Origin of the sequence: Arthrobacter sp. NPDC093125 (genome assembly GCF_044754225.1) — a bacterium.
GTDB lineage: Bacteria > Actinomycetota > Actinomycetes > Actinomycetales > Micrococcaceae > Arthrobacter.
This window is the reverse complement of sequence record NZ_JBIVOQ010000003.1, coordinates 41,872-54,432: the sequence shown is the minus strand read 5'-3', so window position 1 is coordinate 54,432 and position 12,561 is coordinate 41,872. Positions and strand designations below refer to the sequence as shown.

The window sequence follows — 12,561 nt, the reverse complement described above, 5'->3', positions numbered from 1 at the left end:
AAGCAATCCGTCCCGGCACATTTCGCGGATCAGGATCGCCGTGAGGCCGCTATTCGCCTTCGATGCCGGCCGGATTGGCGTCAATGTCATCTGCGCGCTTGAAGTCGCGCCTGATGTTGGCGATACCCTCGGGGTTGATTTCGAACCCGTAGGCTGCCCCGGGGTTGATGACCATGCCGAGCTCGTCGCCGATGTTGGCGATAATGGCCGCCCCCTGCGTCCCAAGCACGTTCGGAGCGGCCTCTAGGTACTCCGGGTCGACACGGCTGGGATGTGAGAAGACGGCCAGGACTGGCTGCCCCTCTTCGTTTCCGAGCACCAGCGGCTCAACCTGGGAATCCTCGCCTTCCAAGGCATCGGCGCTGATGATGTAGACCTCGTTGTTGAGGAACGACAGGATGACGTCCACCGGGTCGGCGTCCGGCTGACCCCCCTGAGCCAGCTTCTCTTCGAGGTCGTTCAGCGGCGTGGTCTCTGCGGGTCCGGTCTGTTCAGTCATGTACCTACTCGACCACGTTGCAAGGCACGGCGCAATTCCGTTTCCTTTCCATCGCCACCATCGGCGTCACCCCTACTTCTTGGCCGCTGCCTTCTTGGCCGGCGCCTTGCGGGTGGTGGTCCGCTTGACCGGTCCCTTGGCGCGCTTCTCGGCCAGAAGTTCGACGGCGCGTTCCCGCGTCAGTTCCTCCAGCGAGGTGCTTCGCGGCACGGTGATGTTGGTGACGCCGTCAGTGATGTAGGGACCGAAGCGGCCTTCCTTCACCACGATGTTCTTCTCGGACACGGGGTCCGGTCCGAACTCTGCCAGCGGGGGCACGGCCGCGCGGGCGCCGCGCTGCTTCGGCTGCGAGTAAATCTCCAGGGCCTGCTCCAGCGTGATCGTGAAGATTTCCTCTTCCGAGCCGATGGACCGCGAGTCCGTCCCCTTCTTCAGATACGGGCCGAAGCGGCCGTTCTGGACGGTGATGACGTTGCCCTCAGCGTCCTCGCCGAGCACGCGCGGGAGGCTCATGAGCTGCAGCGCCTCGTCGAGGGTGATGGTCTCCACGGACATGGACTTGAACAGCGATCCGGTGCGCGGCTTGGCCTTGACGGGCTTCTTCGGCGGCTTCGGCTTGCCGTTCTTGTAGTACTCCACAGGCAGGCTGGCGAGCTGTTCCTCGGTCATCTCCGGGATGATCTCGGTGACGTAGGCCCCGTAGCGGCCGTTCTTGGCCACGACGGTGTGTCCGGTGTGGGGGTCCGCGCCGAGCACCCGTTCCTCGGGGGCGGCGGTTTCCATCAGCTCCACGGCCTTCTCGGCGGTGAGTTCATCCGGGGCGAGATCCTCGGGCACGTTCGCGCGGGCGGCCTCCACCACTTCGCCGGTCTTCGGATCCACGGTGGGGACGGAGCTCTCGAGGTACGGCCCGAACTTGCCCACGCGCAGGGTGATGCCATCGGCGATGGGCACGGAGTTGATCTCCCGCGCGTCGATCTCGCCGAGGTTGTTCACGATGCTGAGCAGGCCCGGGTCGGCGTCTTCGCCGTAGTAGAAGTGCTTGAGCCATGTGGCGCCCACGGCCTGGCCGTTGGCGATCTTGTCGAGGTCGCCTTCCATGTCGGCCGTGAACTCGTAGTCTACGTAGTCATGGAAGTGCTGCTCCAGCAGCCGAACCACCGAGAAGGCGATCCAGCTGGGCACCAGCGCCGAGCCCTGCTTCCGTACGTATCCGCGGTCCTGAATGGTGGAAATCGTGGAGGCGTAGGTGGACGGGCGTCCGATGCCCTTCTTTTCCAGCTCGGCGGTGAGGGAGGCTTCCGTGTAGCGCGGCGGCGGCGACGTCTCGTGGCCCACGGCCACGATGTCGGAGGCGGACAGCGAGTCGCCCTTGGCCACGTTCGGCAGGCGCCGTGCTTCGTCGGAGTCCTCGTCGCCGCGGGTTTCGTCCTTGCCCTCCTCGTAGGCTGCGAGGAAGCCGGGGAAGGTGATGACGGTGCCGGAGGCCGAGAATTCTGCGTCTCGGCCATCAGCAGCCACCGCCCCGAGGCGGATGGTGGCGGTGGAGCCCTTGGCATCTCCCATCTGGGAGGCGACGGTGCGCTTCCAGATCAGTTCATAGAGCCTGAATTCGTCGCCGCTGAGCTGCGAGGCGACCTGGGCCGGCGTCCGGAAGGAGTCGCCGGCGGGGCGGATGGCCTCGTGGGCTTCCTGTGCGTTCGCTGCCTTGTTCGAGTAGACCCGCGGGGACTGCGGAACGTATTCGGGGCCGTACAGCTCTGAAGCCTGGCGGCGCGCCGCCGTGACGGCCTCGTCGCTCAGCGCCGAGGAGTCCGTACGCATGTAAGTGATGTAGCCGTTTTCATACAGGCGCTGGGCGATCTGCATGGTGCTCTTGGACGAGAAGCGGAGCTTGCGCCCGGCCTCCTGCTGCAGCGTCGACGTGGTGAATGGAGCTGCCGGACGGCGCGTGTACGGCTTGGTGTCAACGGACCGGACGCGGAAGTCCGCGCCTTCCAGCCCGGCTGCCAACGAGGTGGCGAGTTCCTCATTAAGGTGGACGGCGTTGCGTGCGGTAAGCACGCCGTCGTCGTTAAAGTCCCGGCCGCTGGCCACCTTGGCATTGTCCACTGCGGCGAGCTTGGCTTTGAAGGAGCCGGCCTCGGCACCGAACTGGCCGGTCAGGTCCCAGTAGGAAGCCGCCTTGAACGCCATGCGCTCGCGTTCGCGGTCCACCACCATGCGCGTGACCACGGACTGCACGCGTCCTGCGGAGAGCCCGCGGGCCACCTTGCGCCACAGCACCGGCGAAATTTCGTAGCCGTACAGACGGTCGAGGATGCGGCGCGTCTCCTGGGCATCGACGAGAGCGGCGTCAACGTCGCGCAGGTTGTCCATGGCGCGGTGGATGGCTTCCTTGGTGATTTCACCGAAGGTCATCCGGTACACGGGGACCTTCGGCTTGAGGACCTCCAGGAGGTGCCACGCGATGGCCTCGCCCTCGCGGTCCCCATCGGTTGCGAGATAGAGGGCGTCGGCGTCCTTGAGCTGGGCCTTGAGTTCGGCGACCTTTTTCTTCTTGTCCGGAGACACGACGTAGTACGGCTTGAAGTCGTTTTCCACATCGACGGCGAACTTGCCCACCGAGGTCTTCTTCAGTTCCGCCGGGAGTTCTGAAGGCTGCGGCAGGTCGCGGATGTGACCAATGGAGGCCTCGACAATGAAGCCCTCGCCCAGGTACTTGGCGATGGTCTTGCTCTTGGCCGGAGACTCCACAATCACGAGTTTCTTGCCGGTTTTGGCCTTGCTTGGCACAGTGCTCCTACAGAAAAAGGTTGCTCGGGCAGATGAGCCCATATTGGCCTAGTTCACCATATTTTGAAGAATCTTGCGCAGTCATGTGGAAAACACGTGGCCGTCGTCACTGGCCGGAGATCGTGCTCAGGGGCCGCTCGCAGCGTCGTTCCGCGGTGCCCGGATCCCCTAGTCCTGGGCGGCCGGGAGCAGGAACCCGTCCCGGACCAGATTGGCAACTTCGGTGAGCAGCGCGCTGCGGAAGGCAACGCCGTCGAAATCCTCGTAACCTCCCAGAAGGGACTCCAGGGCGCCGATGATCTGCCCGGCCGAGAGGTCGCCGTCGCACGCTGAGACGAACCCGGCCAGTTCCGTGCTCAACAGGTTGGTGCGGCGAAGGCCGGCGCCCTGGCGCAGCAGGATGACGCCGGGATGTTCCGCCCCGGGCCGCTGGTGGCGTTCTTCCGTCACGTCGTCGGCCACGAGGAGGTGCGCCGCGGACAGGTCGTTCGCGGCAAGCCAGTCTGCCCGTTGGACGGCGGCGCCCAGATGCGGGCCCACCGGCTGCTCGATCGGGTACGTGATCTCCTCGAACCTGTAGACCCGGCGGGTACCGGCGTCCGGGCGACGCAGCCAGATCATCCCGAACCCGATCCCCTCCACGTTCCTTGAGGCGAAATCGTCAAGGTAGGCGGAGTAGGCCTCCTGGTAATGCCGCCGGTCCCTGCTCTCCGAGGCATCCTGGAGCCATGTTTCGGCGTACTGCTCCGGCCCGACCTGCTCACGCTGGATGAACCAGACATCGGTGTCCTCACCGGCCCAGCTTTGCGGCCGCTCCTCCCACGACTGCCCCGCGGTGATTTCCCAGTTGCCCAGCATCTGGGCGGTGCCGCCGGGAGACAGCACCTGTGGCAGGGACTGAACAAGAGCGGACACGATGTCATCGCCGGGCAGGCCGCCGTCGCGGTAGGTGAACTGGTCCCCGGCCGCCTCTCCGGCGATGCGCGGGGTGATGACGAAGGGCGGGTTGGACACCACGAGGTCGAATTCCTCCCCGGCAACGGGCTCCAGCAGGGAACCGAGCCTGAGGGCCAGGCGGTCCTCGGGCCGCGCAGGGTCCACACGGAGCGCCTCGGCGTTGAGCAGGATGTTGAAGCGTGTGAAGGCCAGCGCCCGCTCGGAAATGTCAGTGGCTGTGACGTGCTCGCTGTGGTGCAGCAGGTGGAAGGTCTGGATGCCGCAACCCGTCCCCAGGTCCAGGGCCTTTTTGGCAGGGCGCCGGACCGTGGTCTGCACCAGCGTGGTGGAGGCCTGCCCGATCCCCAGGACGTGGTCCCGCCGGAGGACCCCGGGACGCTGGTGGGCCGCGAGATCACTGGCCACCCACAATTCCGCGCCCCCGCTGCCGGTGGCACCTTCCCCTGCGGCGTCCTTCCATGCGTACGGCCGCAGATCCGCCGCAGCCCTTACCTTAGCCTCCCCAGCTTCCGCGGCCTCCGCCAGTCCAAGGGCCACCAGGCCTTCCGCACGCGTCCGCGGCAGGGCGTCGTCGAGCGCTGCCGGATCCTGCGGGACAGCCAGCAGCCAGAAACGCACGACGGCGGCAAGCGCCGCTGCGGGCGCCTCACCTTGGGCGGCGCTTTCAGTAACTATCAGCGCGGGGATGAGCTGGTCCCTGTCCAATGCCGCGTACGCCGACGGTCCCAGCAGCTCGGCAACGCCGTCCACGGTGTAGCCCACCTGCCGCAGGTCAGCGCCCAGGGCGTGCAGGAGGTCCGGAAGGTCGCTGCGGGGCGCGTCGGGAGTGTTGCCGGCAGTGAAGAGCGTCGATTGGGTCACGGTGCCCAGTCTATTTGCCGGATCTGATTGTCCGAGGGGAGGGCTAGAGTTGGGCCATGCTCGGCACCCAAACAACGGCGGTAACTCAGGCAGGCGCCGGCCCGGAGTGGCTGCAGTACGTCGCGGCCTTCGCGCCCCTCAGCGCCCTGCTGGCGGCTGTGATCGCCGGCTGGATTGCCTGGCGGACCCTGGCCCAACGCCGCGAAGCAGACCGCCGTGACCAGTGGTGGCAGCGCACACAGTGGGCCATCGGCCTGGCGATGGATCCCGATTTCAGCCGTGCCGTCGTGGGCCTGATTGCACTCAAGCACCTGGCCGGGAGCGACCTCTGCACCGCAGAGGACTACGAGATGCTCGACAAAATCGGCGGGGCCAAAATCGATGCACTCACACTGTCGGAGGAGAGCGCAGAGCGGCGGAGACTGCCCGGCCAACCGGGACACGGCGGGCCAGTGCGCGACGAACCGAGGCCCGGCGGAGCGAGGCAGGTCCCGTCCGCCCGCGCCGACCTTATCCCCGTTGATTTGAAATCCCGTGGCGAGAGGGTGTTCGCCGGCTCTCCGGAGATGGCGAAGGCCCTGGAAGAGGCAGACAGACTTGTCTCTTTTGCGGCGGCCCGGCGCAGCGGATGAGCAGGCAGCCGCCGGCCAGGCATGCGGGCAGCAGGTGAACCCGCAGCGGGTAAGTTGGAACCATGGCTGAACGTTCTCCCGTGATGCTCCGTGTCGCCGCGGTGGTCCGTGTTCCCGCGGCGTCGCGTGTCCCCGCGGTGCTCCGTTTTCTGAAGACCGCGGCGGGGACGGGCGCCCTCTTGCTTGTACTGGCGGGCTGTTCGCCGATGGTGTCCATTGAAAACGCCGACGTTCCGGCGTGGAAAGCCACGGCGCTGCCTTCCGCCCCCGGTTCGGTTCTTGAGGACGCCGGCAAAATCCTCAACCGGGACAGGATCATTCAGGATGCAGTCACCGTTCCTGCCGGCCGCTACGTATTAACAGTCACCTGCGAGGGCGGGGGCAAGGCGTTCTTCGCCGTGTCCGTCGACGGGAAACCCATCGCCGATGCCGGGGCCGCCTGCAACGGCAGCCGCGAAATCACCAAGCTCACTGTGCCCCAAGCCGGGGCTGTGGAAATCAGCGCCTCGAGCGTGGACGCTCCACTCATTTATGCGTATCAGCTGGTGCCGGCGAAGTAGCAGGCCACCTTAGAATTAGCTCTGGCTCCACACGTTCCGCGGGCTTAAAGTCGGTGTATGCGTTCTGTGCGGATGGTCTCCGTGCATTGCTTCTCCGGGGGGAACTTCTCTAGGCGCACGCCGCGGCTGCGGCCAGCGCGGAGCCCGGCAGCCGCCGTCGTACTTCTCCTTGTGCTGGTTTCCGGCACTGCCCTGAGCGGCTGCGAATACAGCTACGACGACGGGCGCGGCGCCCTTCCCCTCGATACGGCAGCCCCAGTCACTGATGCGGCGCTGCCGCGGGATACACGGCTAAATCGCCCGGTGTCAGGGGCTGAGCTGGACGCATGGGCGCGCGAGGTGCTGCCTGACGCCGAGGGCCAGGTGTTCTACACGGACCACGGCACTGTTGAGGAGGACGAGGAAGAGGACATGTCCACCGGACAGCTGCCCAGCGGCACCTACGCTCTGACGCTCGCCTGCCGCAGTGAGCGGAGAGTCTCGTTCACGGTGCGCGACGCCGAATTCGCGCTGGTCGACCTGAGCCTGCGCTGCAGCACATCCCGGGTGAATGTCGTGCACGTGGCAAAGGACTCGGTCCTGCGGATAACGGTGGAAGCGAGAAGTGACGCCAACTTCGCGCTGCGCGTCAGCCGCATCTGACGGCTGCTGTAACCGGCTGCCGAAGCACCAGTCCGGCAGCGTACCCTGGGGTCAGGCTGCGCAGCCCTCGGGGCAGCGCAGGGTCTCCGGGCTGGCTGCGCATTCGGCGCAGTACAGGGTCAGGGTGCGGCAACTCGGGTTGGAGCAGTTTTCGAACTTGCTCGTGGGTGATTCGCAGCGGACACATTCGCCGATGGTCTTCGCGTCCTCGCTGAACTCCAGGTGCATGCGCTTGTCGAAGACGTAGAGCGATCCTTCCCAGAGCCCCTGGTCCTTGAACGTTTCCCCATAGCGCACGATGCCGCCGTCCAGCTGGTACACCTCTTTGAAACCGCGGTTCACCATGAGGCTGGACAGCACCTCACAGCGGATCCCGCCGGTGCAGTAGGTGACCACGGGCTTGTCCTTGAGGGCGTCGTACTTGCCCGACTCCAGCTCCTTGATGAAGTCATGGGTGGTGGCAACGTCCGGAACTACTGCGTCCTTGAACTTGCCGATCTGCGCTTCGAAGGCGTTCCGGCCGTCGAAGAAAACGACCTCCTGACCGGTTTCCTTCTTGGCATCAACGAGTTCGTGGAGTTCCTCGGGCTTCAGGTGCTTTCCGCCGCCCACGACGCCGTTTTCGTCAACCTTCAGCTCCCCCGGAGCTCCGAAGGATACGATCTCGTCCCGGACCTTGACGCTCAACCGGGGGAAGTCGTCCGCTCCGCCGTCCGACCATTTCACATCGATACCGCGGAATCCCCGGTATTCCCGTGTGGTCTTGACATACTGCTTGACCGCTTTGATTTCCCCGCCCACGGTGGCGTTGATGCCGTCTTTGGAAATGAGGATGCGCCCGGTCAGCCCGAGCTTCTCGCAGAGGGCACGCTGCCAGAGCATGACGGCGTCGGGGTCGGCGATGGGGGTAAAGCCGTAAAAAAGCACGATTCGGTTCAAAGCCACGCTTTTAAGGGTACTGGGTCTGCACAAACCGCCGGCACAGGGTACTGGGTCTGCACAAACCGCCGGCACGAGGATGCGGGGTCGGTGGACGGGGGCCGGGGACGGAGGGGCGCGGAGTTGCCGCCTGCCCTCCCATCACAATTGCATAAGCAAGGGCCAAAGCCCTGTTGCTTGTGACAGCGCTGGAATACTCTCATCACATGACGCCAGAAGCCATGGTTGGAGACATCACTCATCTGCTGGAAGTCTGGGTAGCCGGCTGGGCCGGCTGCCGGGGCTACGAGACGCGCACTGAGGGACGCTTTCCTGCCGCCCTCCGGGCCGACACGACAGGGGAATGGGAGTACTTTGCTTCCGATCCCTCTGACTCAGAGTTTGGGGACCTGGCAGCCAAGACTGCCGAAGCACCCGCCCGGGTGCTGACCATCCTGACCAATGACGTCGAGCGTTACATGGCTTTGGCGCAGCTGCACGGCCTCAACGTCACCTCCGCGTCCCAAAGCATGATGGTGGCGGACATGGAAACCCAGGACGCCGAGGACCCGTGGCTTTCCGACGATGAACTGTCGCTGGAGACGTCCGAGTCCAACGGCGTGCACCATGCCGTCGTCCGTTCCGGGGACACCCTCGCCGCCAGCGGGCAGGTGCTGGTCATCAACGGCACTGCGGTGTTCGACAAGATCGTGACCGAACCGGACTTCCAGCGGCGCGGGCTGGGCAGCTTCATCATGAAGGCCCTGGCAGCCCAGGCGTTTGAGCACGACGTGGAGGACGGCCTCTTGCTGGCGTCGCTCGACGGGCAAAAGCTCTATTCACATCTGGGCTGGACCTCGGTCTGCCATGTCCTGATGCTCTCCGCCTCGAATGAAGGCTCGGACCTCTCGGTCGCCTGATGACTTCAGTCTGACCGGGTTCCATCTGGCTCGGATGTCGGCCGATTTCCGGGCAGGTGAAACAATACTGGGGTGAACCCCCATGACTCGCTGATACCCCTATTGGGCCGCGGCCCCGATCCGGAGCAGCTGCGGCATGTGCGGACCATCCCGGCGCGCCGGGCAGTGCATGAATCCTGGCCGGAGTGGGTCCACCCTGACCTTGTGGCTGCCTACGGCAACCTGGGAATACAGCAGCCCTACCGGCATCAGGTTCAGGCGGCCGACATAGCCCACGCCGGCGGGCACGTGGTAGTCGCCACCGGCACGGCCTCCGGAAAATCGCTGGCGTACCAGCTGCCCGCGCTGGACGCCGTCCACCGCTCCGAACTGCGCGTGCTCTCCGAGCCAGGAAGAATTCACGACGGCGGCGCGGTCGCCTTGTATCTCGCACCGACAAAAGCGCTGGCAGCGGACCAGCTGGCGGCCATCCGCTCGCTCAAGTTGCCCACCGTCCGGGCAGAAACCTACGACGGCGACACCGACCAGGCCTCGCGGCGCTGGATCCGGGACCACGCCAACGTCATCCTGGCGAACCCCGACATGCTGCACTTTGGAATCCTGCCGAACCATGCCTGGTGGGCCGGCTTCTTCCGCCGCCTGAAGTACGTGATCGTTGATGAGGCGCACACCTACCGCGGTGTCTTCGGCTCGCATGTGGCCAACCTGATGCGCCGGCTTCGGCGCATCTGTGCCTATTACACGGCAGGCAGCTCGCCGGGTCCGGTGTTCATCGCTGCGTCCGCCACGGCATCGGAACCGGAGGAGTCCTTCGGAAGGCTCATCGGCGCACCAGTGCAGGCCGTCGCGGAGGATTCCTCACCCCACGGCTCCACCACGGTCGCTTTCTGGGAGCCGGCCCTGACGGAGGTACGCGGCGAGAACGGCGCGAAGGAACGGCGGACTGCGGTTGCCGAAACCGCTGATCTGCTGGCCAACCTCGTCTCGTCACAGATCCGCACCATCGCCTTCATCAAGTCAAGGCGGGGCGCGGAAACCATTTCCTCCATCACCAAGCGGCTGCTCGATGAGGTTGATCCAAGCCTGCCCCAGCGGGTTGCCGCCTACCGGTCGGGGTACCTGCCCGAAGAACGTCGCGCGCTGGAAAAGGCCCTCCGTTCCGGCCAGCTGCTGGGCATCTCGAGCACCTCGGCGCTGGAGCTGGGCATTGACATCTCAGGGCTGGACGCCGTGCTGGTTGCCGGGTGGCCCGGGACCAGGGCCTCCCTGTTCCAGCAGATCGGCAGGGCCGGCCGGTCCGGGCAGGAGGCCATCGCCGCGTTCGTGGCCAGCGATGACCCGCTGGACACCTACCTGGTGAATCATCCCGAGGCGATCTTCGACGTCTCGGTGGAGGCAACCGTCTTTGACCCTTCGAATCCATATGTTCTCGGGCCGCATCTGTGCGCCGCCGCGGCCGAACTTCCCTTGGGCGTTGCCGAGCTGCCGTTGTTTGGGCGCACGTCCGAGAAACTGCTCGGCCAACTCGTCGAGCGCGGATACCTGAGGCGCCGGCCGGCCGGCTGGTTCTGGACCCACCCCCAAAGCGCGGCCGCCATGGTGAATCTCCGGGCCGACGGCGGCGGGCCGGTGAGCATAGTGGACGCCGACACGGGCTCGCTCCTCGGGACCATGGACTCCCCCCAGACCCACTATCAGGCACATACCGGTGCGGTGTACGTCCATCAGGGCGACAGCTATGTGGTGGAGGAGCTGAACGAGGACGAGCACTGCGTCGTGGTGCGCCGCGCGAACCCGGACTACTACACGACAGCCCGGGACGTTACGCAGATCGAGGTGCTGGAGACCGAACGTACTGTGCAGTGGGGTGATGTTGCCGTTCACTTCGGCGACGTTAAGGTGACAACCCAAGTGGTTTCCTTTCAGCGCAAGGCGCTCATTTCGAACGAAGTGCTGGGCGAGGAGCCCCTGGACCTTGGGGCGAGGGACCTGTTCACGAAAGCGGTGTGGTTCGTGGTGGACAACCGCTCCCTTACCGGCGCCGGGCTGATCGAGGCGCAGTTCCCGGGCGCCCTTCACGCTGCAGAACATGCAGCGATCGGGCTCCTTCCCCTAGTGGCGTCCAGTGACCGCTGGGACATCGGCGGCGTTTCGACAGCGCTTCACGCCGACACCGGGGTGCCCACCATCTTCGTGTATGACGGGCATCCGGGCGGAGCAGGCTTTGCCGAGCGGGGTTTTGAAAAGGCCAAGGTGTGGCTGGCGGCCACGCGGGATGCCATTGAGGCGTGCGAGTGCGAGACCGGGTGCCCTTCCTGCGTGCAGTCGCCTAAATGCGGCAATAAAAACAATCCCTTGGACAAGGATGCGGCCGTCACCCTGATCGACGTTCTGCTAAAGGATGCGAAGGACGCTGCCGCCGCGCACCACGAGTATGCGGCGAGCGCCGTCGTGCCCGGCGTCGGCTAGCTTGACCAGTCCGTTGGGGACGCCGTTCTGACGTTCAGCGCAGTGCCCGCCCGCCTCCCAGCCTGCCGACGCGCCGCCGCTATGGAGGCGGCCCTGCCCTGGCTCGCCCCGTGGCTGGTCCCAGCACCGAGCGGGCGGTTGACTGGGTGCGGACTTGAACTGACTGGTCACCTCCCTCCCGGCAGCTAATCAGCCGTGCATCATGACGGGCAGCCACGGCGGCGGCAACAGCACAGGGCTCGCCGGCGGAGACGCCCCGCAGCGCGTCGGCGGCGGCCAAGGCAGCGAGGTCGGCCGCGGCCGCCGACTGGGAGGCCAGCACCGCTGACTGCGCCAGCAGAAGCACGAAGGACGTCACCAGGATGAGCACCATGCCGAGTCCGGCGGCCAGGACAGTACCGGAGCCCCGTTCGGACCTCCCCCGCGGGCCCCGAATCCATGGCCTGTTCATACCGGCCTTCTCGAGTAGGTCGCCGTCTGCAGGCTGTCCGCGGTCATCGTGCCGGCTGTGTGCTGGGGATCGGCCGGAGGGTCGGCCGACTCCGCAGATTCGGTGCGGGCCTCGGCCTGAGCGGTCAGCGTCCACGGCACCACATGTCCCAGGTATCCGGCCATGCGGTCCGACACGGTGACGCGCTGCCACTCGCCGTCGGCCGCCACTACCGATGATGCGGAGGCGCCGGCCAGTTTCCGGACGATGCCGTCAACCATTGCGGGATCCTCGCCGCGGGCAAGTGCCCTGGCGCTGGCACGCGCCGCCTCCTCCAGCCGGAGCTGGGTGATCCCTGCTGCAGACCCGGCCAGGAGCATGGCCAGCAGCATCAGGACTGCCGGCAGTGCAACGGCGAATTCGGCCGTTACGGCGCCGCGGCTGCCAGTTGTGCGGCTCCTGCCTGCGGGGCGCCTGGTCGCTCCGGGTGACGGGGTCTGCAGCAAGGGGGTCATGGCAGGGCCAGCGCCGTACGGATCAGGTTGAGCAGAAAGCCCCGGACTTCATCGCTGCGCAGGATGAAGACCAGAATCCCTGCGAATCCGACCGCTGCCAGGGTTGCGATGGCATATTCTGCCGTGGCCATTCCCGCCTCGGAGCCTGTCAGGTGCCTCCTGGTGCGCGTCGTGACGCGTGGTGCGGTGCGGGCACCTGGGTAAATTTCCCGCACTTCTGCCTTGTCGTCCTCGTACTCATGCTGGGCCGCGCCGAAAGTGTTTGGATTCAGGGACATGGTTTTCCTTTCCGGATGACCGGCCGAGTTGCCGGCTACTCCGACTGTTCCGGTTGGCGGGGCCGGCCGGTAAGTGACGGGTTG

At 65.9% G+C, this 12,561-nt stretch carries 11 protein-coding genes and 1 pseudogene; 5 read left to right on the top strand and 7 right to left on the bottom strand.

Going from position 1 to position 12,561, the window contains the following annotated elements:
* Positions 1–49: 49 nt before the first annotated feature.
* The 3 genes from ACIP9X_RS07505 to ACIP9X_RS07495 all read right to left on the bottom strand — a co-directional run bounded on the left by ACIP9X_RS07505 (position 50) and on the right by ACIP9X_RS07495 (position 5,113).
* Complete coding sequence (locus tag ACIP9X_RS07505; RefSeq protein ID WP_400479097.1) at positions 50–499, bottom strand: SseB family protein; 450 nt, start codon at positions 497–499, stop codon at positions 50–52.
* Positions 500–571: 72 nt separating this feature from the next.
* Positions 572–3,295 (bottom strand): type I DNA topoisomerase, encoded by a 2,724-nt coding sequence (gene topA, locus ACIP9X_RS07500; RefSeq protein ID WP_400479096.1) that lies wholly within the window; start codon positions 3,293–3,295, stop codon positions 572–574.
* 168 nt (positions 3,296–3,463) lie between these two features.
* Positions 3,464–5,113 (bottom strand): methyltransferase, encoded by a 1,650-nt coding sequence (locus tag ACIP9X_RS07495; RefSeq protein ID WP_400479095.1) that lies wholly within the window; start codon positions 5,111–5,113, stop codon positions 3,464–3,466.
* Positions 5,114–5,169: 56 nt separating this feature from the next.
* Between ACIP9X_RS07495 and ACIP9X_RS07490 the strand changes: the two genes are divergently transcribed.
* The 3 genes from ACIP9X_RS07490 (at position 5,170) to ACIP9X_RS07480 (ending at position 6,947) form a co-directional block, all read left to right on the top strand.
* On the top strand, positions 5,170–5,745 hold the full coding sequence (locus ACIP9X_RS07490) for a hypothetical protein (protein WP_400479094.1): 576 nt from the start codon (positions 5,170–5,172) through the stop codon (positions 5,743–5,745).
* Positions 5,746–5,807: 62 nt separating this feature from the next.
* Positions 5,808–6,305 carry a hypothetical protein gene (locus ACIP9X_RS07485; protein WP_400479093.1) on the top strand — a complete coding sequence of 166 codons (498 nt, stop codon included), beginning with the start codon at positions 5,808–5,810 and terminating at the stop codon, positions 6,303–6,305.
* 57 nt (positions 6,306–6,362) lie between these two features.
* Entirely contained in the window at positions 6,363–6,947 is a 585-nt protein-coding gene (locus ACIP9X_RS07480; protein ID WP_400479092.1) for a hypothetical protein, read from the top strand.
* A 51-nt stretch (positions 6,948–6,998) separates the two neighbouring features.
* On the opposite strand, the gene ACIP9X_RS07475 is transcribed toward ACIP9X_RS07480, so the two are convergent.
* Positions 6,999–7,892, bottom strand: coding sequence for a rhodanese-related sulfurtransferase (locus ACIP9X_RS07475; RefSeq protein WP_400479091.1), 894 nt, complete (start codon positions 7,890–7,892; stop codon positions 6,999–7,001).
* 200 nt (positions 7,893–8,092) lie between these two features.
* Here ACIP9X_RS07475 and ACIP9X_RS07470 point away from each other — a divergent pair, with 200 nt between their 5' ends.
* Positions 8,093–8,785: a GNAT family N-acetyltransferase gene (locus ACIP9X_RS07470; RefSeq protein ID WP_400479090.1), complete on the top strand. Its 693-nt coding sequence runs from the start codon at positions 8,093–8,095 to the stop codon at positions 8,783–8,785.
* A gap of 72 nt (positions 8,786–8,857) precedes the next feature.
* Entirely contained in the window at positions 8,858–11,254 is a 2,397-nt protein-coding gene (locus ACIP9X_RS07465) for a DEAD/DEAH box helicase (protein WP_400479089.1), read from the top strand.
* A 79-nt stretch (positions 11,255–11,333) separates the two neighbouring features.
* Here ACIP9X_RS07465 and ACIP9X_RS07460 read toward each other — a convergent pair whose 3' ends face one another.
* The 3 genes and pseudogenes from ACIP9X_RS07460 to ACIP9X_RS07450 form a co-directional block, all read right to left on the bottom strand.
* On the bottom strand, positions 11,334–11,705 hold the full coding sequence (locus tag ACIP9X_RS07460; RefSeq protein ID WP_400479088.1) for an Rv3654c family TadE-like protein: 372 nt from the start codon (positions 11,703–11,705) through the stop codon (positions 11,334–11,336).
* Positions 11,702–12,199, bottom strand: coding sequence for a TadE family type IV pilus minor pilin (locus ACIP9X_RS07455; protein WP_400479087.1), 498 nt, complete (start codon positions 12,197–12,199; stop codon positions 11,702–11,704). Before ACIP9X_RS07455 ends, ACIP9X_RS07460 begins: the two co-directional genes overlap by 4 nt.
* Positions 12,196–12,369, bottom strand: a pseudogene (locus tag ACIP9X_RS07450) (DUF4244 domain-containing protein); the annotation flags it as partial. The pseudogene ACIP9X_RS07450 and the gene ACIP9X_RS07455, both read right to left, overlap by 4 nt.
* Between the last annotated feature and the right edge of the window lie 192 nt (positions 12,370–12,561).

Coding starts and splice junctions, on each gene's coding strand:
- ACIP9X_RS07480 (WP_400479092.1), top strand. CDS start 6,363: ATGCGTTCTGTGCGGATGGTCTCCGTGCATTGCTTCTCCGGGGGGAAC.
- ACIP9X_RS07470 (WP_400479090.1), top strand. CDS start 8,093: ATGACGCCAGAAGCCATGGTTGGAGACATCACTCATCTGCTGGAAGTC.
- ACIP9X_RS07505 (WP_400479097.1), bottom strand. CDS start 499: ATGACTGAACAGACCGGACCCGCAGAGACCACGCCGCTGAACGACCTC.
- ACIP9X_RS07460 (WP_400479088.1), bottom strand. CDS start 11,705: ATGAACAGGCCATGGATTCGGGGCCCGCGGGGGAGGTCCGAACGGGGC.
- ACIP9X_RS07490 (WP_400479094.1), top strand. CDS start 5,170: ATGCTCGGCACCCAAACAACGGCGGTAACTCAGGCAGGCGCCGGCCCG.
- ACIP9X_RS07485 (WP_400479093.1), top strand. CDS start 5,808: ATGGCTGAACGTTCTCCCGTGATGCTCCGTGTCGCCGCGGTGGTCCGT.
- ACIP9X_RS07455 (WP_400479087.1), bottom strand. CDS start 12,199: ATGACCCCCTTGCTGCAGACCCCGTCACCCGGAGCGACCAGGCGCCCC.